This is a genomic window from Isoptericola maris (assembly GCF_048065335.1).
GTDB lineage: Bacteria > Actinomycetota > Actinomycetes > Actinomycetales > Cellulomonadaceae > Isoptericola > Isoptericola rhizosphaerae.
Genome location: NZ_JBLUNY010000001.1, coordinates 125,311 through 148,565, shown reverse-complemented (window position 1 = coordinate 148,565; position 23,255 = coordinate 125,311). Strand labels below are relative to the sequence as shown.

Annotated in this window: 22 protein-coding genes; 5 read left to right on the top strand and 17 right to left on the bottom strand. The window is 73.0% G+C overall.

The window, feature by feature from the left end:
- Window positions 1-15 precede the first annotated feature (15 nt).
- The 12 genes from ACH5HR_RS00725 to ACH5HR_RS00670 form a co-directional block, all read right to left on the bottom strand.
- On the bottom strand, window positions 16-1,830 hold the full coding sequence (locus ACH5HR_RS00725; protein WP_416475706.1) for an ABC transporter ATP-binding protein: 1,815 nt from the start codon (window positions 1,828-1,830) through the stop codon (window positions 16-18).
- Complete coding sequence (locus ACH5HR_RS00720; RefSeq protein WP_416476396.1) at window positions 1,827-3,653, bottom strand: ABC transporter ATP-binding protein; 1,827 nt, start codon at window positions 3,651-3,653, stop codon at window positions 1,827-1,829. Before ACH5HR_RS00720 ends, ACH5HR_RS00725 begins: the two co-directional genes overlap by 4 nt.
- A 141-nt stretch (window positions 3,654-3,794) precedes the next feature.
- Window positions 3,795-4,565: an imidazole glycerol phosphate synthase subunit HisF gene (hisF, locus tag ACH5HR_RS00715; protein WP_402372005.1), complete on the bottom strand. Its 771-nt coding sequence runs from the start codon at window positions 4,563-4,565 to the stop codon at window positions 3,795-3,797.
- A 7-nt stretch (window positions 4,566-4,572) separates the two neighbouring features.
- Entirely contained in the window at window positions 4,573-5,550 is a 978-nt protein-coding gene (locus tag ACH5HR_RS00710; RefSeq protein WP_416475705.1) for an FKBP-type peptidyl-prolyl cis-trans isomerase, read from the bottom strand.
- A 70-nt stretch (window positions 5,551-5,620) separates the two neighbouring features.
- Window positions 5,621-6,982, bottom strand: coding sequence for a Pup--protein ligase (pafA, locus tag ACH5HR_RS00705; RefSeq protein ID WP_402372008.1), 1,362 nt, complete (start codon window positions 6,980-6,982; stop codon window positions 5,621-5,623).
- Window positions 6,983-6,994: 12 nt separating this feature from the next.
- Complete coding sequence (gene prcA, locus ACH5HR_RS00700) at window positions 6,995-7,717, bottom strand: proteasome subunit alpha (protein ID WP_402372009.1); 723 nt, start codon at window positions 7,715-7,717, stop codon at window positions 6,995-6,997.
- Window positions 7,714-8,571, bottom strand: a complete 858-nt coding sequence (gene prcB, locus ACH5HR_RS00695; protein WP_416475703.1) for a proteasome subunit beta — start codon at window positions 8,569-8,571, stop codon at window positions 7,714-7,716. Before prcB ends, prcA begins: the two co-directional genes overlap by 4 nt.
- Window positions 8,572-8,769, bottom strand: coding sequence for a ubiquitin-like protein Pup (locus ACH5HR_RS00690; protein WP_402372012.1), 198 nt, complete (start codon window positions 8,767-8,769; stop codon window positions 8,572-8,574). It abuts the gene before it with no gap.
- A 75-nt stretch (window positions 8,770-8,844) separates the two neighbouring features.
- Entirely contained in the window at window positions 8,845-10,449 is a 1,605-nt protein-coding gene (gene dop / locus ACH5HR_RS00685) for a depupylase/deamidase Dop (protein ID WP_402372099.1), read from the bottom strand.
- A gap of 104 nt (window positions 10,450-10,553) precedes the next feature.
- Window positions 10,554-12,206, bottom strand: a complete 1,653-nt coding sequence (gene arc / locus ACH5HR_RS00680) for a proteasome ATPase (RefSeq protein WP_402372013.1) — start codon at window positions 12,204-12,206, stop codon at window positions 10,554-10,556.
- A gap of 190 nt (window positions 12,207-12,396) precedes the next feature.
- Window positions 12,397-13,380 carry a tRNA (adenine-N1)-methyltransferase gene (locus tag ACH5HR_RS00675; protein WP_416475701.1) on the bottom strand — a complete coding sequence of 328 codons (984 nt, stop codon included), beginning with the start codon at window positions 13,378-13,380 and terminating at the stop codon, window positions 12,397-12,399.
- Window positions 13,381-13,391: 11 nt separating this feature from the next.
- On the bottom strand, window positions 13,392-14,522 hold the full coding sequence (locus ACH5HR_RS00670) for a site-2 protease family protein (protein WP_416475700.1): 1,131 nt from the start codon (window positions 14,520-14,522) through the stop codon (window positions 13,392-13,394).
- A gap of 72 nt (window positions 14,523-14,594) precedes the next feature.
- Between ACH5HR_RS00670 and ACH5HR_RS00665 the strand changes: the two genes are divergently transcribed.
- Window positions 14,595-15,497 carry a RecB family exonuclease gene (locus tag ACH5HR_RS00665; RefSeq protein WP_402372017.1) on the top strand — a complete coding sequence of 301 codons (903 nt, stop codon included), beginning with the start codon at window positions 14,595-14,597 and terminating at the stop codon, window positions 15,495-15,497.
- Window positions 15,498-15,514: 17 nt separating this feature from the next.
- Here the strand turns inward: ACH5HR_RS00665 and ACH5HR_RS00660 are convergent, their stop codons facing one another.
- The gene (locus ACH5HR_RS00660; RefSeq protein WP_416475698.1) at window positions 15,515-16,201 is read right to left on the bottom strand and encodes an HAD family hydrolase; all 687 of its coding nucleotides are present in this window, start codon (window positions 16,199-16,201) and stop codon (window positions 15,515-15,517) included.
- A 79-nt stretch (window positions 16,202-16,280) separates the two neighbouring features.
- On the opposite strand from ACH5HR_RS00660, the gene ACH5HR_RS00655 reads away from it, so the two are divergent.
- The gene (locus ACH5HR_RS00655) at window positions 16,281-17,168 is read left to right on the top strand and encodes a PAC2 family protein (RefSeq protein ID WP_402372020.1); all 888 of its coding nucleotides are present in this window, start codon (window positions 16,281-16,283) and stop codon (window positions 17,166-17,168) included.
- Between the two features lie 40 nt (window positions 17,169-17,208).
- Here ACH5HR_RS00655 and mshC read toward each other — a convergent pair whose 3' ends face one another.
- Together mshC and uppP are read right to left on the bottom strand one after the other, a co-directional pair.
- The gene (gene mshC, locus ACH5HR_RS00650) at window positions 17,209-18,498 is read right to left on the bottom strand and encodes a cysteine--1-D-myo-inosityl 2-amino-2-deoxy-alpha-D-glucopyranoside ligase (RefSeq protein WP_416475697.1); all 1,290 of its coding nucleotides are present in this window, start codon (window positions 18,496-18,498) and stop codon (window positions 17,209-17,211) included.
- Between the two features lie 18 nt (window positions 18,499-18,516).
- Complete coding sequence (gene uppP / locus ACH5HR_RS00645) at window positions 18,517-19,395, bottom strand: undecaprenyl-diphosphatase UppP (RefSeq protein ID WP_402372022.1); 879 nt, start codon at window positions 19,393-19,395, stop codon at window positions 18,517-18,519.
- 81 nt (window positions 19,396-19,476) lie between these two features.
- Between uppP and ACH5HR_RS00640 the strand changes: the two genes are divergently transcribed.
- Complete coding sequence (locus tag ACH5HR_RS00640; protein WP_402372024.1) at window positions 19,477-20,448, top strand: aldo/keto reductase; 972 nt, start codon at window positions 19,477-19,479, stop codon at window positions 20,446-20,448.
- A gap of 9 nt (window positions 20,449-20,457) precedes the next feature.
- On the opposite strand, the gene ACH5HR_RS00635 is transcribed toward ACH5HR_RS00640, so the two are convergent.
- Entirely contained in the window at window positions 20,458-20,736 is a 279-nt protein-coding gene (locus ACH5HR_RS00635) for a primosomal protein (protein WP_402372025.1), read from the bottom strand.
- A gap of 72 nt (window positions 20,737-20,808) precedes the next feature.
- Here ACH5HR_RS00635 and ACH5HR_RS00630 point away from each other — a divergent pair, with 72 nt between their 5' ends.
- Together ACH5HR_RS00630 and ACH5HR_RS00625 are read left to right on the top strand one after the other, a co-directional pair.
- Window positions 20,809-21,015: a DUF5703 family protein gene (locus ACH5HR_RS00630; protein WP_402372026.1), complete on the top strand. Its 207-nt coding sequence runs from the start codon at window positions 20,809-20,811 to the stop codon at window positions 21,013-21,015.
- Between the two features lies 1 nt (window position 21,016).
- The gene (locus tag ACH5HR_RS00625; protein WP_416475696.1) at window positions 21,017-21,790 is read left to right on the top strand and encodes a fructosamine kinase family protein; all 774 of its coding nucleotides are present in this window, start codon (window positions 21,017-21,019) and stop codon (window positions 21,788-21,790) included.
- A 4-nt stretch (window positions 21,791-21,794) separates the two neighbouring features.
- On the opposite strand, the gene ACH5HR_RS00620 is transcribed toward ACH5HR_RS00625, so the two are convergent.
- Entirely contained in the window at window positions 21,795-23,147 is a 1,353-nt protein-coding gene (locus ACH5HR_RS00620; RefSeq protein WP_416475694.1) for a M20/M25/M40 family metallo-hydrolase, read from the bottom strand.
- Window positions 23,148-23,255 lie beyond the last annotated feature (108 nt).

The following is a 23,255-nucleotide window of genomic DNA, read 5'->3' as shown; positions in this document are numbered from 1 at the left end:
TGCCCGCGGTGCGTCTCAGCGGGTCTGGGCGACCCAGCTCGCGTGCATCCGCGCATAGACGCCGCCGGCCGCCGCGAGCTCGGCGTGCGGGCCGACCTCGACGACGTGACCGTCGTCGACCACGACCACGAGGTCGCTCGCCTCCGCCGTCGACAACCGGTGCGCGATCGTGATCGTGGAGCGCCCGGACGTCAGCGCGTCCAGCGCCCGGGCGATCCGCACCTCCGTGGCGGGGTCGACGGCGGAGGTCGCCTCGTCCAGGACGAGGAGGTCCGGCGCGGCGAGATAGGCCCGTGCGACCGCGACGAGCTGGCGCTCGCCGGCCGAGAGGTCCTCGCCGCGCTGGCCCACGTCGGTGTCCAGTCCGTCGGCCAGGTCGGCGACCCAGTCGGCCAGCCCCAGCGCGTCGAACGCCGCCGCGACCCGCGCCCGCACCTCGGGCGACTCCGGGTCGGCGGGCAGCTCGCGCAGACCGTAGGCCGCGTTGGTCAGGACGGTCCCGTCGAAGAGGAACCCCTCCTGGGGCACGAGCACGACCCGCTCGCGCAGCCGTGCCAGCGGGATCTCGCGCAGGTCCGTCCCGTCCAGCTCGACCCGGCCCTCGGTGGGATCCATGAGGCGTGCGACGAGCTTGGCGATCGTCGTCTTGCCCGAGCCGGTCTGGCCCACGACGGCGACCTTGGTGCGGACCGGCAGCTCGAGGTCCACGCCGTGCAGCACCTCGGGACCGTCCGGGTACCGGTACCGGATGCCGCGCAGCGTGACCTGCGCGTCCCCGCGCGGGCTGACCTCGTCGTCGGCGCCGTCGTCCGCCGCGTCGGTGACGTCGAGCGGGGTCTCGACGACGGCCAGGACGCGACGCCACCCGGCCACCGCGTTCTGCAGCTCGTTGAGGATCTCGGTGGCCATCTGGACCGGACCGGTGAACAGCTGGACCAGGAACAGGAAGGCGATCAGCTCGCCCGCCGTCAGGCCCCCGCCGATGCCGAGGTAGGAACCGACCACCACGACCACCGAGAGGACCAGGTTGGCGAGGAACGTCCCGGAGGAGAAGACCATCCCCACCAGCGTCATCGCGCGCCCCTGGGCACGTCGCGCGGCCTCGACCGCACCGTCGATGCGTCGACCCGTGCGGGCCGCCACCCCGTAGGCCCGCACCGTCTCGGCGCCGACCACGGCCTCCGAGACGGCCCCGAGCAGAGCACCGACCTTCTCGCGGACCAGCGTGAACCGGCGGCCCACCGCCTTCTGGGCGAAGCGGATGACCAGGAACAGCGGGACGAAGCACACCCACACGACCACCGTCAGGACGGGTGAGTAGACGGCCATCAGCACGGTCGCCACCGCGAGCTGCAGCGTGGAGACCATGAGCATGATCCCGCCCCACTGCACGAACATGGAGATGGTGTCGACGTCGTTGGTCACGCGCGAGACCAGCGCGCCGCGGCGTTCGGATCCCTGGGAGAGGGTGGACAGGTCGTGCACGTGCCGGAAGGCGCGCACCCGCAGGGTCGCGAGGCCGGACTCCGTGGCCCGGAACAAGCGGACGTTGACCACCGCGGTGCACAGCCCGGCCAGGACGATGGCACCCGCGGCGGCGGCCGACATCAGCAGCACGCGGCTCGCGTCCGGACCGCCGTCGGCGAGGATGCCGTCGTCGACGGTGCGCTGCACCGCCAGGGGGACGACCACGCGCCCGGCGGCCGCCAGCACCGCGAGCGCGAGCGTGAGCCACAGGCCCTGCACGATCTGCGGCGAGATCTGCACCCCGCGGCGCAGGGTCGCGAGTACACCGAGGTCGCTGCTCGACGCGATCCGTGAGTCGCTCATCGCACGGCCTCCTTCTCGTCGTCCTCCCACGGCTCGTGGACGTCCACGCCCGCAGCCCGCTCGTCGACGAGCTCGCGCTCGCGCCGTGCGCTCTCCCGCTCGTAGGCCGTCGCGAGCTCGCGGTATCCGTCGTCGCGGGCGATCAGCTCGTCATGGCTGCCCACGTCCACGATCCTCCCGCCGTCGACGTGCACGACGACGTCGGACATCGTCACCGAGCTCATCCGGTAGGCCACCATCACCACCGTGACCGACCGTGCACCGCTGGCGGTCCTGGTGGTGAGCCCCGCGAGGATCTGCTGCTCGACGCGCGGGTCGACGGCGCTGGTGGCGTCGTCGAGCACGAGCAGGCGAGGTCGCCGTACGAGGGCGCGGGCGATGGCCAGGCGCTGCCGCTGCCCGCCGGAGAGGTTGGCACCCCGCTCGCCGAGCGGCGCGTCCAGGCCGTCGGGCAGGGCGCGGACCACGTCGTCGAGCCGAGCCAGGCGCAGTGCCTCCCAGACCCGTTCGTCGACCTCATCGGAGACCTCGTCGGCGAGCGTGACGTTCGAGCGCACGGTGTCCTCGAACACGAAGGTCTGCTGCGCCACGTACGCCACCTGCGCCGGGATCTCGCCCTCGGCGAGGTCACGCAGGTCCGTGCCGTCCAGGAGGACCCGGCCGCGGGTGGGGTCGCTCAGGCGGCTCAGGAGCGAGACGAGCGTCGTCTTGCCGGCGCCGGTGGAGCCGACGACGGCGACGGTCGCGCCGGGCGCCACGTCGAGGTTCACGGCGTCGAGGAGCGTCACGGTGCGACCCGCCGAGGGGACGTCGACGCCGACGTCCTCCAGGCGGACGGCCAGGCCAGCCTCTCCGACGGGCAGCGTGCCGCTGCCCGCGGACATCGTGCCGCGGGCGTCCAGCACCCGGCTGATCCGTTCGTACCCGACCAGCGCGCGCGGGATCTCGCCGAGCACCCAGCCGAACGCGCGAACCGGCACTGCCATCATCGTCAGCAGGTAGCTGGCGGTGACGACCTCGCCGACGTCGACGGCTCCGCTGGCGGCGCGCCAGGTGCCGACTCCCAGCACGAGCAGCGTGCCGAGGTTCGGCAGCAGCTCGATCACCGGGTCGAAGACCGCGCGGATCTGGCCGGCCCGGACGTTGGCGGCCCGCAGCGCGTCGGTCCGCTGCGCGAAGCGGCTCTCCTCACGGTCCGCCGACCCCATGGACTTGACCAGCAGGGCCGCCTCGAAGGACTCGTGGGCGACGTCGGCAACCTCGGCACGCAGCTGCTGGGCGCGCGTGACGGCGGGCGACATGTACCGCTGGAAGACGAGGTTCGCCGCGATGGCCGCCGGGATCACGACGAGCGCAGCCGTGGCCAGCCACGGGTCGATGGTGAAGAGCATCACGGTCGCGACCGCGATCATCACCACCACGCCCAAGGCGAAGGGGATCGGGTTGAACACGCCGGTCGCCGCCTCGACGTCGGCGCTCGCGTTGCTCAGCAGCTGCCCGGTGGGGTGCGACCGGTGCCACGACATGGGCAGGCGCAGGTACTGCCGGGTGACGCCACGGCGATGGTCCGCCTGGATGCCGGCCACGCCCCAGCCCGCCCAGATGCGCCGACCGGCCACCGACAGCGCCAGCGTCAGCGCGACGGCCGCCAGCACGCCGCCGGCGAGCCAGATGTCACCCCGCGCCGCCGGGTCACCGGAGATCGCCGGGACGACCACGGCATCGGTCGCCCAGCCCACCGCGCGGCTCACCGCTACGGTCGCGGCTCCGAACACGGCCGAGGCGAGCACGGCCAGCACGTACAGCCGCGGTTCGCTCCGCATGCCGCGCCAGACCAGCGCGGTGCCGCGGCGGAGCCGCGACCCGGTCAGGGTCGCCTGTCGGGCGGGTTCGGGCACAGCAGACCTCGCAGTCGTCGGGGATCGAATCGATCCTAGCCTCCCCCTCCGACAGAGCGTCCGCGGTCAGCGCACCTCGATGCCGGCCTCGCGCATCGCGGTCTTCACCTCGGCGATGGACAGCGTGCCGAAGTGGAAGACGCTCGCGGCCAGCACCGCGTCGGCACCGGCCCGGGCCGCCGCGACGAAGTGCTCCGGCATCCCGGCACCGCCCGAGGCGATCAGCGGGACGGACACCCGCCCGCGCACCGCGGCGAGCATCTCGAGGTCGAAGCCCGCGGTCGTGCCGTCCGCATCCATGGAGTTGAGCAGGATCTCGCCGGCGCCGAGACCGGCGGCCCGCTCGGCCCACTCCACAGCGTCGATCCCCGTCCCCCGGCGACCGCCGTGGGTCGTGACCTCGTAGCCGGACTCGGTGGTGGTGTCTCCCGTCACCCGGCGCGCGTCGACCGAGAGCGTCAGCACCTGGTTGCCGAACCGGTCAGCGATCTCCGCCAGCAGCTCGGGCCGGGCGATCGCGGCCGTGTTCACCCCGACCTTGTCGGCCCCCGCCCGCAGCAGCCGGTCCACGTCGTCGGTGGTGCGCACGCCACCGCCCACCGTGAGCGGTACGAAGACCTGGTCCGCGGTACGGCGCACCACGTCCACCATCGTGTCGCGCCCGGCCGAGGACGCCGAGACGTCGAGGAAAGTCACCTCGTCCGCACCCTCGGCGTCGTACTGGTCCGCCAGCTCGACCGGGTCGCCCGCGTCGCGCAGGTTCGTGAAGTTCACGCCCTTGACGACGCGACCGGCGTCGACGTCCAGGCACGGGATCACCCGTACGGCCACGGTCATGTGCTGATCACCCTTCAGTGGTCCGGTCCTCGGTCGCCTCGGCATCCTCGCCGTCCTCGGCGTCCTCTTCCGGGACGTCCTCGGCGACCTGGTATCGCGCGTCGAGGATGTCGACGACGTACACGAGCGTCTCGTCGGCCAGCTCGCTGCCGGTGCCACCGTAGCCGAGCTCCGGGGGCACGACGAGCATCACCTGCGAGCCGACCGCCTGCTCGAGCAGGCCCTGGTCCCAGCCCTCGACGAGCCGGCCGATGCCGATGGTCGCCGACTGCGGCGCCACCCCGGGCTCCCAGCTCGAGTCCACGACCGACCCGTCGCTCCATCGCACGGCCACGTAGCGGACGGTCACGACCTGGCCGATGTCGACCTGCGGCCCGGACCCACGGATCAGCGGCTGGACGACGAGCTCGCCGGGCGGCTCCGCGTCCGGGACGCGGACCATCGGCGTGCCGTCCGTGTCCCGCAGCACCCGCGGGTGACCCTCCTGCGGCTCGGCGTCGGTCCCCGAGGCGCGGGTGGGCAGCACGTCCACGACGAGCACCACGGGGACCTCGTCGTCCTGCTCGACCACCAGGACCCGCGCCCCGACCCGCTTGCCGCGCAGCGACTCGTACAGGTTCTGCCCCAACGACCCGGCGTCGAAGGTGTACCAGGCGGGAGCGTCGAGGTAGGTCGACGAGATGACGCTGCCGTCGCGGCCGTCCTCGGCGTACATGTGCAGCAGCACGGGGCCGCCGTCCTCGAGCGGCTCGCCCGAGCCCGGGCGCAACGTCCGCGAGCCGGAACGGACGATGTCGTAAGGCTTCGGGTAGTCCACGACCGGTGGCTCACCCTCCGGGCCCGACACGTCGACCGGCACCTGGGACGGCGCCGACGACGGGGTCAGGTCGTCCACGAGCGGCGACGAGCAGCCCGCGAGGGCCAGAGCCGCGCCGACGGCGCCGGCCACGAGGGTCGCGATCGGGCGAGGTGGGCGGAACGGCACCGGGACAGTCTGCCACGGCAACAGGGGCCGCCCGGGCTGCCCGGCGCCACCGCCTGGCGCCCGAACCGCGTCACATGGACTCGATGAGCCGTTCCACGCGTTCGTCGACGTTGCGGAACGGGTCCTTGCACAGCACGGTGCGCTGGGCCTGGTCGTTGAGCTTCAGGTGGACCCAGTCGACGGTGTAGTCCCGCCGGGCCTCCTGAGCGGCGCGCACGAAGTCCCCGCGCAGCTTCGCCCGCGTCGTCTGCGGCGGGACGGCCGTGGACTCGAAGATCTCGAGGTCGGTCACCACGCGATCGACCATCCCGCGCGCCGCGAGCAGGTTGTACAGGCCCTCCGTCCGCGAGATGTCGTGGTAGGCGAGGTCCAGCCGTGCGATGCGCGGGTCGTCGAGCGTGAGCCCGTGCTTGGCCTGGTAGCGCTCGATGAGACGCTTCTTGATGACCCAGTCGAGCTCACGCTCGACCAGCGTCAGGTCGCCGCTCTCCAGCGCACGCAGCCCTCGCTCCCACAGGTCGAGCACCTGCTTCACCTGCGGGGTCGCCTCGAGGTGCGACTCCACGTGCTCGCGGACCCGCTGGAAGTACTCCCACTGGAGGTCGACCGCGGTCGCCGACCGGCCGTTCGCGAGCTGGACCGGCTGCAGGCCCGACGAGTCGTGACTGATCTCACGGATCGCACGGATGGGGTTCTCGAGGGTGAGGTCGCGGACGGGGACGCCGGCCTCGACCAGGCGCAGCACCAGGTCGGTGGAACCCACCTTGAGCATCGTCGTGGCCTCGGACATCGACGAGTCACCGACGATCACGTGCAGCCGGCGGTAGTGCTCGGCGTCGGCGTGCGGCTCGTCCCGCGTGTTGATGATCGGTCTCGACCGCGTCGTCGCGCTCGAGACCGCCTCCCAGATGTGGTCGGCGCGCTGGGAGAGGCAGTAGGTGGCGCCACGCGGGGTGGTCAGCACCTTGCCCGCACCCGTGAGCACCTGCCGGGTGATGAGGAACGGCACGAGCACGTCGCTCAGGCGCGAGAAGTCGCCCTGCCGGCGCACCAGGTAGTTCTCGTGACACCCGTAGGAGTTGCCCGCCGAGTCGGTGTTGTTCTTGAACAGGTGGACCTTGCCCGGCAGGCCCTCGTGCTCCAGTCGCTGCTGGGCGTCGGCGACCAGACCCTCGAGGATGCGCTCGCCGCCACGGTCGTACGCCACGAGCTGGCGGACGTCGTCGCACTCGGCGGTCGCGTACTCCGGGTGCGATCCGACGTCGAGGTAGAGCCGCGACCCGTTGCGCAGGAACACGTTGGACGACCGGCCCCACGCCACGACCTTGCGGAAGAGGTAGCGCGCCACCTCGTCCGCGCTGAGCCCACGCCCGTCGTCGGCGGCGCACGTGACGCCGTACTCCGTCTCCAGGCCGAAGATCCGTCGTTCCATGATGGCCGCCTCTCAGTCGTCGCCGTCGGCCAGCAGATCGGCCAGCAATCCGCCGTGCAGGCGCCGGAAGGCGCGCCGGGGCCGGTCCCGCTCGAGCACCGCGACCTCGAGGCCGGATGCCGGGATGGCACGTTCCGAGCCCTCCGCCGCGACGGACCCGTCCGGCGCCACCGTGCCGAGCGTCGCCACGGCCAGCCGCAGCACCGCGCCGAGCTCCATGCCCTCCCGCCACGACTCACGCAGGCGCGTGGTGAGCTGCTCGGCCTGGCCACCCATCACGACGAAGCCGTGCTCGTCCGCCACCGACCCGTCGTAGGACAACCGGTAGACCTGGTCGTCCGCCGGAGAGGCGCCGACCTCCGCCACGACGAGCTCGACCTCGAGCGGCTTCGACTCCGTCGTGAAGACCGTGCCGAGCGTCTGGGCGTAGGCGTTCGCGAGACCGCGCGCCGTCACGTCCGAGCGGTCGTAGGAGTAGCCGCGCAGGTCGGCGTACCGCACGCCCGCGACCCGGAGGTTCTCGAACTCGTTGTACTTGCCGACCGCGGCGAAGGCGATGCGGTCGTAGATCTCCGAGATCTTGTGCAGCGCCCGCGACGGGTTCTCCGTCGCGAACGCGATCCCGCCCGCGTAGGCGAGCACCACGACGGAGCGGCCCCGGCCGATGCCCTTGCGCGCGAAGTCCGCCCGGTCCTTCATCAGCTGCTCGGGCGAGACGTAGAACGGCATGCTCATGCGTGCAGGTTCCCTTCGCTGCGCTCGGCGACAATCCGGCCGACGACGGCGGCGAGCGAGTCGTCGTCCACCCTGCGGTAGCCGTCGGCGGTCACGGTCGCCACGACCGGCCAGATCCTGCGGACGGTGTCGGGTCCGGCGGTCGCGCTGTCGTCGTCCGCCGCGTCGTATAGGGCCTCGACGGCGACCGAGACCGCGCCGTCGGCGTCCAGGCCGGCCCGCCACAGCTTCTTCAGCGCGCCGCGGGCGAAGACCGAGCCCGAGCCCACCGAGTGGTGGTCCCGTTCCTCGTACCGGCCGCCGGTCACGTCGAAGCTGAAGATGCGCCCGATCTGCTGGTCGAGGTCGTACCCGCCGAACAGCGGCACCACGGCGAGCCCCTGGAGGGCCATCGGCAGGTTGCCGCGGATCATCGTCGCCAGCCGGTTCGCCTTGCCGTCGAGGGAGAGCAACGAGCCCTCGATCTTCTCGTAGTGCTCGAGCTCCAGCTGGAACAACCGCACGATCTCGACCGCGATCCCGGCGGACCCGGCGATCCCCACGGCCGAGTACTCGTCGGCCGCGAAGACCTTCTCGATCTCCCGGCTGGCGATCATGCTGCCCATCGTGGCCCGGCGGTCACCGGCGAGCACCACGCCGCGGCCGCCCTGCGACGTGCCGAACGTCAGCGCGACGATCGTGGTGGCGTGCGGGGCGAGGTCCGCCGTCGTCGTGACGGCTCCCGTGCCGGCGGCCAGCCGCCTGCCCGGGAGCAGCTCCGGGGCGTGCGCGTCCAGGAACTCCACGAACGAGCTCGACCCCGGACGCAGGAAGGCGTCCGGGAGCCGGCCCGACGCGTCAGGATTCGTCGACACTCACTGCCCGCCCTTCTGCACGAAGCCACGCACGAACGACTCGGCGTTCGACTCGAGGACCTCGTCGATCTCCTCCAGCAGCGAGTCCACCTCCGCGTCCCGCTCGGAAGTCTGCGGAGCGACAGGCTCCGGGGCATCCGCGTCGTCGTCGGGCGTTCTGTCGTCCCGCTGCGGGTTGATGCGTTCCTGACCTGCCATGGTCCGCCTCCTTCGTGGTTCCCTGCGAGGGTGTGGTCAGCCTATGCCGTGACGGGGACGGCGCACCCGCACCGCTCACGTGTCGCCCCGCAGCCCTTCCAGCAGCGTGGCGGCGTCCGGGCTCGCGTCGAGCAGCGCACCGATGTGCGCCGCCGTGCCCCGCGTCGGGTCCAGCATCGGCACCCGCTGCAACGACGCCGCGCCGTGCACGTCGAAGATCACCGAGTCCCAGCTCGCCGCAGAGATCTCGTCCGGATACCGCTCCATGACCTCGCCACGGAACCAGGCCCGGGTGTCGACCGGCGGGTGGTGGACGGCGCGCGTCACCTCTTCCTCGGTCACCAGCCGCTCGACCGCACCCGCCGCGACCAGCCGGTGGTAGACGCCGCGCTCCGGTCGCACGTCCGCCCACTGCAGGTCCATGGCGTGCAGGCGGGGGTGGTCCCACGCCAGGCCGTCGCGGACACGCAGGCGGTCCAGCAGCCGCAGCTTGGCGACCCACTCGACCTCCCGCGCGCACGAGGCCGGGTCGGTGCCGAGCCGTCCCAGCACCGAGCGCCACCGGGCGACCACGTCGTCGGTGTCGTCGTCGGAGCCGAGCGCCGCGAGCGAGCGGTGCACCACGTCGACGTACCGCTCCTGGACCTCGAGCGCCGTCGCCGTCGTCCCGTCCGCGAGCTCCAGGGGCACGGTGAGGTCGAGGTCGCGCGAGACGCGCTGCACGTCGCGCACCGGGTCCGCGAGCCGCAGCGCGGCGAGCTCGGCGTGCGCCGGCACCCCCGCTCCGGCGAGCTCGTCCAGGTGTTCCGCCACCCACAGCACGAGCGACGTGGTGCCGAGCTTGAGGTACGTCGCGACCTCGAGGTGGTTGGCGTCGCCCGCGATGAGGTGCAGCCGTCGCCACCGCGTCCGGTCGGCGTGGGGCTCGTCGCGGGTGTTCACGATGGGGCGGCGCAGGGTCGTCTCCAGCCCGACCTCGGCCTCCATGTAGTCGGCCCGCTGGGAGAGCTGGAAGCCCGGGTCCTCGCCCGACGGCCCCAGACCCACGCGTCCTGAGCCCGTGAACACCTGCCGCGTGACCAGGAACGGGGTGAGCAGCTCGACCAGCGTGCCGAACGCGACGCCCCGGTCCACGAGATAGTTCTCGTGGGTGCCGTAGCTCGCGCCCTTGCCGTCGACGTTGTTCTTGTACAGGACCACCTCCGACCCCGGCACCTGGGCGAGGCGCCGGGTCGCCGCGAGCATCACGCGCTCCCCCGCGACGTCCCACAGCACGCCGTCGCGGGGGTTGGTGACCTCGGGCGAGGAGTACTCGGGGTGGGCGTGGTCCACGTACAGCCGCGCACCGTTCGTCAGGATGCAGTTCGCGGCGCTCGGGTCGTCGTACTCCTCGGTCTCGGGACGCTCGAGGTCCTCGGGGCCCGCCGTCGGTCCGGACGGCGCCGGCGCCGTGGGGTCGTCGGTGAGGAGCGACGGGTGCGCCGACGCGCGCTGGAGGTGGAATCCGCGCGCGTCCGCCAGCGGGTCCTCGTCGTCGTAGTCCCAGCGCGCCGGCGGGTGCCCGGGCCGGCCGTCCTGCACCGATGCCCGGTAGGTGGTCACCACCTGGGAGCTCATCAGCATCGGGTTGGCCATCGGGCGTCCCGGGGCCAGCACTCCGTACTCGGTCTCGATCCCCATCACGCGTCGCACGGTCACCACCCCAGCCTAGGCGTCCGCACGGCCACCCCGCTCTCCCGTCCACCGACGCACGGTGGACGGGAGAGCCGCGACAGCGCCGCAGGTCAGAGGTACTGACCGGTCGAGCTCACCGTGTCGATGGTGCGCGGGGTGGCGCTCTCACCCTTCTTCGTGACGATCGTGCGGATGAAGACGATCCGCTCGCCCTTCTTGCCGCTGATCCGCGCCCAGTCGTCCGGGTTGGTGGTGTTGGGCAGGTCCTCGTTCTCGTGGAACTCGTCCACGCAGGCGGACAGCAGGTGCTCCACGCGGATGCCCCGCTTGCCCGTGGCCAGCAGGTCCTTGATCGCGGACTTCTTCGCCCGGTCGACGACGTTCTCGATCATCGCCCCGGAGTTGAAGTCCTTGAAGTAGAGCGTCTCCTTGTCACCGCTGGCGTAGGTGACCTCGAGGAACTGGTTCTCCTCGTCCTCGGAGTACATCCGCTCGACGACCGACCCGATCATCGCCTCGACGGCCTGGCGCGGGTCGCCCCCGTGCTCCGCGACGTCGTCGGCGTTGATCGGCAGGTCCGCGGTGAGGTACTTGCCGAAGATCTCGGTGGCGCCCTCCGCGTCGGGACGCTCGATCTTGATCTTCACGTCGAGGCGGCCCGGCCGCAGGATGGCGGGGTCGATCATGTCCTCGCGGTTCGACGCCCCGATCACGATGACGTTGTCCAACCGCTCGACACCGTCGATCTCGGCGAGCAGCTGCGGCACGATCGTGGTCTCGACGTCCGACGAGAGCCCGGTCCCCCGCGTGCGGAACAGCGACTCCATCTCGTCGAAGAAGACGACCACGGGCATGCCCTGCGTGGCCTTCTCCCGGGCCCGCGCGAAGATCAGGCGGATGTGCCGCTCCGTCTCGCCCACGTACTTGTTGAGGAGCTCCGGTCCCTTGACGTTGAGGAAGAAGCTCTTCGCGCTCGGGTCCCCGCCACGCTTCTCGGCCACCATCGTGGCCAGCGACGAGGCGACCGCCTTGGCGATGAGGGTCTTGCCGCAACCGGGCGGACCGTACAGCAGCACGCCCTTGGGCGGGCGCAGGCCGTGCTCGCGATAGAGGTCGGGGTGGGAGAACGGCAGCTCGACCGCGTCGCGGATCTGCTCGATCTGCGGACCCAGGCCACCGATGTCCTCGTACGCGATGTCGGGGACCTCCTCGAGCACGAGCTCTTCGACCTCCGACTTGGGCACGACCTCGAAGACGAACCCGCTGCGCATGTCGACGGTCAGGGCGTCACCCACCCGCAGCGGCGCCCCGAGCACGGACCCCGCGAGCCGGACGACACGCTCCTCGTCGGCGCGTCCCACGACCAGGACCCGCTCCGGGTCGAGGACCTCCTTGACGGTCACCAGCTCGCCGATGCGCTCGTAGCCACCGGCCGCCACGACCGTCATGGCCTCGTTGAGCTTGACCTCCTGGCCCGGCGCCAGCGCGTCGAGGTCCAGGCCAGGACTCGCCTGCACGTGCATCTTGCGCCCGGAGGAGATCACGTCGACCGATCCGTCGTCGTGCCCCGCGAGGTACGTGGCGTACGTCCCGGGGGGCTTCGCCAGGTCGTCGATCTGCTTCTTCAGCTCGACGATCTGCTCGCGTGCCGCGCGCAACGCCTCGGCGAGCCGTTCGTTCTTGGCCGCGAGCAGCGCCAGCTGCGTGTCTCGGCCCGACGGCGCGGGCCGGTCGGACTCCGGGCGGACAGGGTGGTCAGTCATCGCGTCCCCTCTCGTGCGGCCCGGGCGGTGTCCTCCACCGGCGAGGAGGAACCCCCGAGACACAGCACACTAAGGGGCAACACCGCGATCGCGTCGGTCATTTCACGGACCGGTCGCCGTGTTCACACGATCCGGCCCTCGTCGTGACCAGCCTGTGACACGGCCGGGGCGCATCGTGGGCCGCGGCGGCTCACTCCTCGGGCGCCTGCCCGACCTCCCGCCGGACCCGCCGTGCCTTCTTGTCGGAGACGGGACGCTCGCCGAGGTCCGACTCCGTCCACTCCGCGTCGGTCGTGCCCACGGAGGACCCCTTGGCCGGCCGCCGCTTGCGCTCGGGCGGCTCGACGCCGTCCGCCAGCCGCCGGGCGGTGACGAGGAACCCCGTGTGACCGATCATGCGGTGCTGCGGGCGCACCGCGAGACCCTCGAGGTGCCAGCCGCGCACCATCGACTCCCATGCCGTCGGCTCGGCGAACCGGCCGTCGGCCCGCAGGTCCTCCGCGGTCCGCGAGAGCTGGGTGGCCGTGGCGACGTAGCAGATCAGCACCCCGCCAGGCACGAGGGCACGCGCCACCGCGTCGACGTTCTCCCACGGGGCGAGCATGTCGAGCACCACGCGGTCGACGGTGCCCGGTTCGACGACGTCGTCCACCCGGTCGGCGAGGTCGCCCACGTGCAGGTGCCAGGCGGGGTGCTCGCCGCCGAAGAAGGTCTCGACGTTGCCGCGGGCGATCGCCGCGAAGTCCTCGCGCCGCTCGATCGAGTGCAGCTCGCCCGCGTCACCGACGGCCCGCAGGAGCGACAGGGTGAGCGCCCCGGAGCCCACGCCCGCCTCGACGACGCGCGCACCCGGGAAGATGTCCGCCATCTGGACGATCTGGCCGGCGTCCTTCGGGTAGACGACCGCGGCGCCGCGCGGCATGGAGAGCACGTAGTCGCTGAGCAGCGGCCGGAGCGCGAGGTACTCGACGCCGGCGGTGTTGGTCACCACCCAGCCCTCCGGCCGGCCGATGAGGTCGTCGTGGCGGAAGTAACCCTTGTGGGTGTGGAACGTCGCTCCCTCGGCGAGCGTGATCGTGTGCATCCGGCCCTTGGGGTCGGTGAGCTGGACCTTGTCGCCGACGTGCAGCGGACCACGCCGCTCGTCGGCACCGGTGGCGGCAGTAGAAGTCACGAGCGCCGAGTCTACTGACGACTGCCGGGGCGCAACGCCGCGGCCACCCTCGCGACGTCCAGCACGCCGGTCACCCGGCCGTCGTCGACCACGGGGACGACCCTCGACCCGCCGGAGGTCCCGGCGAGGTGCTGCAGGAGCTCCGGTCCGGAGGCGTCGGCCCGGACGGCAGAGCCCGCCGGGAACGGCACGACGACGGCGTCCACGGTCGTGGCGGCGACCTGGTCCGCCGGGACCGCGGCCACCGCCCGGGGGTCCACCCAGCCGACCGGCGCGTGCGACCGGTCCACCACCACGACGACCGTCTCGCCCCGGCCCTCGGCCGCGCGCCCGACGTCGGCCACGCCGGAACCCTGCGTGACGAGGACGGCGGGTGTCGCCAGCGATCGCACGGTGAGGCCCGCGAGGGCCTCGCGTCGCCGTCCGGTCCGCATGGCCTCGGTCGCTCCGGACCACAGGAACGCCCCGATGAGCGCCGCCCACATGACCTGTACCACGTCGGGCCGGCTCCCGGACGTCAGCGGCCACAGGAGCACCCCGACCACCACGCCCACGCCGACGACGCGGCCGATCCAGCCGGCGACGACGGTGCCGCGGGTGCGTGAGCCCGTCGCCTTCCAGACCGCCGCCTCGAGCACCTGGCCGCCGTCGAGCGGGAGACCGGGCAGGAGGTTGAACGCGCCGACGAACGCGTTCGAGAAGGCCCCGGCGTACAGCAGGAGCGCCGGGACCGACTCGACGCTCTGCGCCTGGAACCCCACCCAGAAGGCGAGCGCGAGCGCGAGGTTGGTCAGCGGCCCGACCACGGCCACCAGCGCGGTGTCCCCCGGGCGGTGCGCACCGCCCGAGTAGGCGGTGTGGCCGCCCCAGAGCGTCAGGGCGAGCTCGTCGACGCGGTGCCCGCGGGAGCGCGCCACCAGCGCGTGCGCGACCTCGTGGCAGAACACTGAGCCGAAGAGGAGGAGCACGAACACGAACGACACGACCAGCACCCCGGGCGTGCCCATGGCGGGCGCCCAGAAGCGCACGGTGGGCGCGAAGAGGACGGTCAGGACGACGGCGGCGAGCAACCACGACGGCGTCACGAGCACAGGTGCGCCGGCGACGCGGCCGATCCGCCAGCCGGAGGAACGGGGAGGCACCGGCTCAGGCTATCGGTGCGGGCCTGTGGACGGCCCGCACCGGCGTCGGTGGCCGGCCGTAGGGTGGCAGCCATGACGACGACGGCGGACCGCACCCCGGACCCGGTGGCCACCCCTGCCGACGCCCCGGACGTCCGTGCGCGGCGCCCGCCGGCGCTCTCCCCCTCCCGGGCGGGAGACTTCATGCAGTGCCCGCTGCTGTTCCGGTTCCGCGCCGTCGACCGGCTGCCGGAACCGCCGTCGTCCGCCGCCGCGCGCGGCACGCTGGTGCACTCCGTGCTCGAGCGGCTGTACGACGCCCCGCTGGGTGAGCGCACGCGCGAGGCCGCCCTGGACCTGCTCCCGGGCGAGTGGGACCGGCTGGTCGAGGCGGAGCCGCGCTATGCGCGGTTGTTCCTGCCTGACGGCGACGCGGCGGACCAGCCGCTGGAGACCTGGCTGGACGGTGCCGGGCGACTCCTCGGCACCTACTTCACCCTCGAGGACCCGAACCGGCTCGAGCCCGAGGCGCGTGAGCTGTACGTCGAGAGCCAGCTCGAGGACGGCCCCCTGCTGCGCGGGATCGTCGACCGCCTCGACGTGGCCCCGAACGGCGCGATCCGGGTGGTGGACTACAAGTCGGGCCGGTCGCCGCGACCAGGGTTCGAGAACAAGGCGCTCTTCCAGATGCGCTTCTACGGGCTGGTGGTCTGGCGCGAGCGCGGCGTGCTGCCGAAGATGCTGCAGCTCGTCTACCTCGGTGACGGCCAGGTGCTGCGTGCCGAGCCGCAGGAGCGCGAGCTCGAGGTCACGGAGACCAAGATCCGCGGCGTGTGGGACGCGATCACCACGGCGGCCCGTCGCGGGGAGTTCGTGCCGCGGCCCAGCAAGCTGTGCGGCTGGTGCGCCCACCAGGACATCTGCCCGGAGTTCGGCGGTACTCCCCCGCCGATCCCCGAGGGCGCGCTGCGCGAACGCCTCGGCCTGGACCTCTGATCCCCGGACCACGGACGTCAGACGAGGTCGAGCACCTCGCCCGCGGCCAGCCGCCGCAGGAACGTCAGGTCGACGTCTGCCAGTGAGGCCGCCCGGCTGAGCCCTTCGCGAGCCTCGATCGGCAGGACCGCCTCCACGCCCAGGGTGCGCGTCCCGGCGGCGAGCGCGGAGGCGAGGCCCGCCGGCGAGTCCTCGATCGCGACGCAGTCGGACGGCCGGACGCCGAGCCGTCGTGCTGCCACGAGGTAGGGCTCCGGGTCGGGCTTGCCCCGCTCGACCTGGTCGCCCGTCACAAGAGTGACGAAGGCCCCCGGCACGTGGGCCGTGACGGCCTCGGCCAGCACCGCGTAGCTCATCGTCACCAGGGCGCACGGCACGCCGGCGGCACCGAGCACGTCGAGCAGGTCGCGCGCACCGGGGCGCCAGGGGACGTCGTCGCGCACCTGGGCGGTCACCCTGGTCAGCAGCCGGTCGACGATCTCGGGCACGGGCAGGTCCACCCCGGCCTCCCGGAGCACCCCGGCCGACACCGCCAGGGGATTCCCGACGAGCTGCAGGGCCTGCGCGTGGGTCCAGGTACCACCGTGCTCGGCGACCAGCTCCTGCTCGGCGGAGATCCAGTAGGGCTCGGTGTCGACGAGGGTGCCGTCCATGTCCCACAGGACGGCGGCGGGCAGCGTGGCAGGCGGGGCAGGATTCGGCACCGCACCATCGTACGGACGGCCCGCGGCCCCGGCGCACGACGACCGCCGTCGAGGCCGCTCGGCTGTATAGGGTTGTCGAATGAGCACCGAGCAGCCGGTCGGCCGCCACGCCGCACGTCAGACCGTCATGATCGCTGCCTTCGAGGGCTGGAACGACGCCGGCAGCGCCGCGACCGGCGCCCTCGAGCACCTGGCCGACGTGTGGGGTTCGTCACCGCTGCGAGAGCTGGACCCCGAGGAGTACCACGACTTCCAGGTGAACCGTCCGATGGTGACGACGGGAGCGGACGGGTCCCGGGACGTGACGTGGCCGACGACCACGGTCTCGGTGGCCGACCTGCCGGACCGCCAGGTCGTGCTCGTCCACGGCATCGAACCGTCGTTCCGCTGGCGGTCGTACTGCCGCGAGCTGCTCGACATCGCCGAGGAGCTCGACGTCCAGACCGTCGTCACCCTGGGCGCGCTGCTGGCGGACGTGCCGCACACCCGCCCGATCCCGCTCACCGCCACCACCGACAGCCCCGGCCTGCAGGCCGTTCTCGACGTCGAGCCCAGCACGTACGAGGGCCCGACCGGCATCGTCGGTGTGCTCCAGCACGAGGCGACGGCGCGCGAGCTCCAGTCGGTCTCGCTGTGGGCGGCGGTGCCGCACTACGTCGCGAACCCGCCGTCGCCGAAGGCGACGCTGGCGATCCTGGCACGGGTCGAGGAGCTGCTGGCCGCCACCGTGCCGCTCGGCGAGCTGCCGGAGGACGCCGAGGCGTGGCAGCACGGCGTCGACGAGCTGGCCAGCGAGGACGCAGAGATCTCGGAGTACGTCCAGCAGCTCGAGGAGGCCAAGGACACGGCCGACCTCCCGGAGGCTTCGGGCGACGCGATCGCGCGCGAGTTCGAGCGCTACCTGCGCCGACGGGACCACGGGCCCGGCCGGGGCGGTCCCGGCCACGGGAGCCCGGACAAGGGCTGACGCCGGCCCCGGGCCGGTCCGGCGGTTCAGACCGCCGGGATCACAGTCGCACCCCGAGGAGCGCATTGACCGCTCGGGCGACGACCCCGGGTGCGCCCTCCTCGTCGCCGGACGTGTCACGCCCCGGCGCCAGCGCCCGGTGGGCCCACTCGTCGACCGCCGCCACCGCCCGCGGCGCGTCGAGGTCGTCGGCGAGCGCCGCGCGGAGCTCCGCGAGCAGCGCGTCCGCCGACGGCGCACCGTTGCCGGAGACGGCGGCGCGCCAGCGGTCCAGGCGCCCTCGGGCCACCTCGAGCGTCGCGTCGGTCCACTCCCACTCGGAGCGGTAGTGCTGGGCGAGGATACCCAGGCGGACGGCCATGGGGTCCACGCCCTCGCGCCGCAGCGCCGAGACGAGCACGAGGTTGCCCCGGGACTTGCTCATCTTGTGACCCTCGTAGGCCACCAGACCCGCGTGGACGTGCGCCGTCGGCGCGGCGTCCGGACCGGCCAGCATGCGGGCGTGCGAGACCGACATCTCGTGGTGCGGGAACAGCAGGTCCGCGCCCCCGCCCTGGACGTCGAAGGGCAGGCCGAGACCGTCGCGCGCGATGACCGAGCACTCGACGTGCCACCCGGGACGCCCGGTGCCGAGGACGCCGCCGTCCCAGGCGGGCTCGCCGACGCGCTCGCGGCGCCACAGCAGCGGGTCGAGCGCGTTCTTCTTGCCGTCCCGGTCGGGATCCCCTCCGCGCTCGGCGAAGAGCTCCGCCATCGTCGCCTCGTCGAGGCCGGACACGGTCCCGAAGGCGGGGTCCGCGCTCAGGTCCGCGTAGACGTCGCCGAGCTCCGGTGCCGCGCCGCCGGCGCCCGGCTCCACGGGCACGCGGTACGCCGTGCCGTCGGCGAGCATCTGCGCCACGGCGCGGGCGATCGGCTCGACGTACTCGACCACGCCGGTCCACGGGGCCGGTGGGACCACGCCCAGTGCGGTCATGTCCTCGGCGAACAGAGCGGTCTGGTCACGGGCGAGGTCGCGCCAGTCGACCCCGGTGGCGTCGGCGCGCTCGAGCAGCGGGTCGTCGACGTCCGTGACGTTCGAGCAGTACGTCACCTGCTTGCCGGCGTCGGCCCAGGCACGGTGCAGCAGGTCGAACGCCACGTAGGTGGCGGCGTGCCCCAGGTGCGTCGCGTCGTACGGGGTGACCCCGCACACGAAAGACCGGGCCACGGCGCCGGGGGCCGGATCGACCAGCGTCCCGGAGGTGGAGTCGTGGACCCGGACGACGGGCCGACGACCGTCCGTGGGCGCGGGCAGCTCGGGGATCTGAGGGGAGGGCCAGGAAAGCACGGGGCCAGGCTACCGGCGTCAGCCGGTGGTCACGGCACCGGCGTCCGCCTCCAGGACGCCGGTGAGCAGCAGGACGACGACGAACGCCGCCAGGGCGTAGCGGTAGTAGACGAACGGCCGGTACGAGTACGTCGAGACGATCTTGAGGAACCCGATCAGGACGACGTAGCCGACGGCGAACGCGACGATCGTGGCGAGGAGGGTGGCACCCCAGCCGGCCGACCCCGGTGCGGGGTCGCCTCCCGCGGCCTTCGCGAGCTGGTAGAACCCCGAACCCAGCACGGCCGGGATGGCGAGCAGGAACGAGTAGTCGGCCGCCGCCTTGCGGGTGAAGCCCATCGCGAGCCCGGCGGTGATGGTGCCGCCCGAGCGGGAGACGCCCGGGATCAGGGCGAGCGCCTGGGCCAGCCCGAGCCCGATGGTCCGCCGGGGGGTCATGTCGTCGACGGGCCGCACGCGCGCCCCGAGCCGGTCCGCCACGTCCAGCAGCACACCGAAGACGACCAGCGTGACCACCGTGATCCACAGGTTGCGCAGCGACGTCTCGATCGCGTCGTCGAACAGCACGCCGAGGACGACGATCGGCACGGAGCCCAGCGCGATGTACCAGGCCATCCGCGCATCGATGTCGTGGGCCCCCATCCGGGCGCGCCAGCCGGACCCGTGGTCACCGCGCAGCGACACCCACCAGGCCACGCAGATGTCGCGGATCTTGCGGCGGTAGTACAGCAGCACGGCGACTTCCGTACCGATCTGCGACACCGCCGTGAACAGGGCTCCCGGGTCGGCACCGCCGACGAGCTCGCCCACGATGCGCAGCTGCGCACTGGACGAGACCGGCAGGAACTCGGTGAAACCCTGCACCAGACCGAGGAGGATCGCTTCCCACGCACTCACGGGCGGCAACACTACCCGCGCGCAGGAGCCCTCCGGCGCGGGACCCCCTGGTCGGGGGTCGGCGCCGGTAGGGTTCCGCGCATGGAACGACGGCAGGTGGGCGCCTCGGGACTGCGCGTCTCCACGCTCGGGCTGGGCACGATGACCTGGGGGCGGGACACGGACGCGGGGGACGCGGGGGCGATCCTGCGCTCGTTCGTCGACGCCGGCGGCACGCTGGTCGACACGGCCGCCTCGTACGGTGACGGCGACGCCGAGCGCGTCCTCGGGGAGCAGCTCGCCGGGTCCGTGCCGCGCGACGAGCTCGTGCTGTGCACCAAGGGCGGCGTGCGCCAAGGGCCCGCCGGCCCACGGCGCGACGCGTCCCGGGGGTCGCTCCTGGCGGACCTCGACGCCTCGCTGGTCCGCCTCGGCGTCGACCACGTCGACCTCTTCCTGGTGGCGTGCCCGGACGCGACGACGCCGCTCGAGGAGACGGTCTCGGCGCTCCGGCTCGCCGTCACCTCCGGCCGCGCGAGGTACGTGGGCCTGTCGAACTTCCCCGCGTGGGCGTCGGCGCGCGCCGCCACCCTCCTCGAGGCGGGCGACGGCATCGGGATGGCCGCCCTCGAGACCGAGTACTCGTTGCTGCAGCGCGGCGTGGAGCGCGAGGTCGTCCCCGCGGCGGAAGCCTTGGGCCTCGGCCTGCTCGCCTGGTCGCCGCTGGGCCGCGGCATGCTCACCGGCAAGTACCGGCGCTCGGTCCCCGTGGGCTCACGCGCAGCCTCGGACCATCTCGCCGACTTCGTCGGGCAGTACCTGGAGGACCGCGACGCCGCGGCGGTCGCCGAGGCCGTCGTCACCGCCGCCGACGGTCTCGGTCGGGCGCCGCTGGAGGTCGCCCTCGCCTGGCTGCTGGCTCGGCCCACGGTGGCGTCCGCCGTCGTCGGTGCCCGCACCCCTGCACAGCTCGAGGGCACGCTGGAGGCCGTCGACCTGGTCCTGCCGAGCGAGGTCCACGCGGCGCTCGACGACGTCTCCGCCGTCGTCCCCGGCTATCCCGAGCGCTGGTAGCCGGCCGGTTCAGCGCCCGCCGGGCACGTCGACGTCGAGCTCGCCGTCGTCGTCACCGTCCTCGTCGTCATCCTCGTCGTCGTCATCGTCGTCGTCGAGGTAGAAGGGCGTCACCTCGGTGTACACCTGCGCCAGGGCGTCCTCGTACACCTCGAACGCGTCGGCGAGCACCTCGTAGGCGTCGTCGACGGCCGGGTCCTCCTCGCCGCGGCGGGAGGACACGGCGTGGTAGTGCCCTTCGAGAGCGGCGACGAAGCGGTCCAACGCGGCACGCGGATCAGCGGTCATGCTCTGACGGTAGCGCCATACGGGGCACAATGGGCACACGAAATCGCCGGACGGTCACCTGGGAGGCGACGAATGGCATCGAGCTGGCGCAAGCACGGGCAGTACGAGTACCGCGTGCTCACGATCGACCGGGGCACGTCCGTGCCCGACGCGCGCAAGCTGCTCACCGAGGAAGCGGAGTACGGCCGCTGGGAGCTCGCCCGCACCCGCCTGTACCTGGGGGGCGAGCGACGGGTGTGGTTGCGCCGCAAGGTCATCCGGGCGACCTCGACCCTCTGAGATGGCCGGGTTCCGCAAGTCCCGCACGGACGCACCGGAGGGATTCTTCGCCACGGAGGCGGCCGGCCTGCGCTGGCTCGCCGTGGGCGGCGGACCTCGGGTGGCGCGTGTGGTCGAGGTCGGGCCCGGTCACCTCGACCTCGAGCGGGTCACACCGGCCACACCCACCGCGGACGCGGCGCGGGACCTCGGCCGTCGCCTGGCGGTGCTGCACGACGCGGGCGCCGACGGCTTCGGCGCGCTGCCGCCGGGAGCCGGTGCCGGTTGGGTCGGACCGCTCGACGACCCGCTGGAGATGGCGGCCGGATCGTGGACCGACTGGTCCACGTTCTACGCCGACGCCCGCCTGCGACCGGTCCTCGCGCAGGGCCGACGCCGCGGGGTCTTCGGGCCCGACGACGAGACCGCGTTCGAGCGGGTGTGCGAGCGGCTGCCCCGCCTCGCCGGACCGGCCGAGCCGCCCGCACGGCTGCACGGGGACCTGTGGTCGGGAAACGTCCTCTGGTCGGACGCCGGCGGCGCCACCGAGGCCGTGCTCGTCGACCCGGCGGCGCACGGCGGGCACCGGGAGGCGGACCTGGCGATGCTGGCCCTGTTCGGCGCACCACACCTGGACGAGATCCTGGCCGGGTACGCCGAGGTCCACCCGCTGTGCCCGGGCGCTGCCGGACGCGTGCCGCTCCACCAGCTCTACCCGCTGGCCGTCCACGCGGTGCTCTTCGGTGGTGGCTACGTGGCGTCGACGCGACGGTCGCTGGCCCAGCTGGGCGCCTGACGGCTCAGCAGGTCGCCAGCAGGCGGTCCAGGACCCGGGTGCCGAACTTGAGGGCGTCGGTGGGGACCCGCTCGTCGACGCCGTGGAACATCCCGGCGAAGTCCAGGTCGCCCGGCAGCTGCAGCGGCGCGAACCCGTAGCCGGTGATGCCGAGGCGGGCCAGGGACTTGTTGTCCGTGCCGCCGGAGAGCGTGTAGGGCAGCACGGCGGCGCCCGGGTCCTCGGCGTGCAGGGAGTCGACCATCGCGTCCACCAGGCCGCCGCTGAACGGCACCTCGAGCGACCGGTCGGTGTGGATCGGTTCGATCCGCACGTGCGGGTCGGCGAGCTCGCGCAGGACGCCCATGGCCTCGGCGTCGTGGCCGGGCACCGTGCGCATGTCGAGGGTCGCCGTCGCGGAGCCGGGGATGACGTTGGCCTTGTACCCGGCGTCGAGCTGTGTCGGGTTGGTGGTGTGCCGCACCGTGGCTCCCACGAACTTCGCGGCCGGCCCCAGCGCCGCGACGAGCGCGTCGACCTGGTCCGGGTCCGCGCCGCCCTCACGGTCGAACGGCAGCCCGGTCAGGTCGCTCACGCCCTTCAGCAGCCGCTCCACGGTGGGCGTGAGCGTGTACGGCCAGGCGTGCTTGCCGATCCGCGCCACGGCGGCGGCGAGCTCGGTGACGGCGTTCTCGTGATTGACCTGCGAACCATGACCCGCGCGGCCGTCGGCCACCAGCCGCAACCAGGCGAGCCCCTTCTCCGCCGTCTGGACGAGATAGGCCCGGCGTCCACCGACGTCCACGGAGAACCCGCCGACCTCGCTGATGGCCTCGGTGGCGCCCTCGAAGATCTCGGGATGGTGGTCGACCAGCCAGCGGGCGCCGAGGACGCCGCCCGCCTCCTCGTCGGCGAACATGCCGATGACGACGTCGCGGGCCGGCCGGCGGCCTTCTCGCGCCATCTGCCGCACCACCGCCAGGATCATGGCGTCCATGTCCTTCATGTCCACGGCGCCACGGCCCCAGAGCAGCCCGTCGATCTCCTCGCCGGCGAACGGGTCGACCGACCAGTCCGCTGCGGCGGCGGGCACCACGTCGGTGTGGCCGTGCAGCACGAGGGCGGGACGCGAGGGGTCCTGGCCGGCGAACCTCGCGACCACGGACGCCCGCCCGGGGGCGGACTCGAACAGCGCGGGCTCCAGCCCGACGTCGGCCAGCAGCCCGGCGACGAGCTCCGCCGCCTTGCGCTCCCCCGGTCCCTGGTTCTCGCCGTAGTTCGAGGTGTCGATCCGCAGCAGGTCCTGGCAGATGCCGACGACCTCGTCCTCGGCGGTGGGACGAGCGTCTCGTGCTGGAGATGGGCTGGGCTGGGTCACGGCCCCACGGTACCCACCGCAGGCGTCGGTGGCGGCATTCCCGAGCGTGCGCCCGGCCAGCGGACAGACGGAGCCTAAACGTTTAGGCCCTACAGCCGGAGGCTCCCG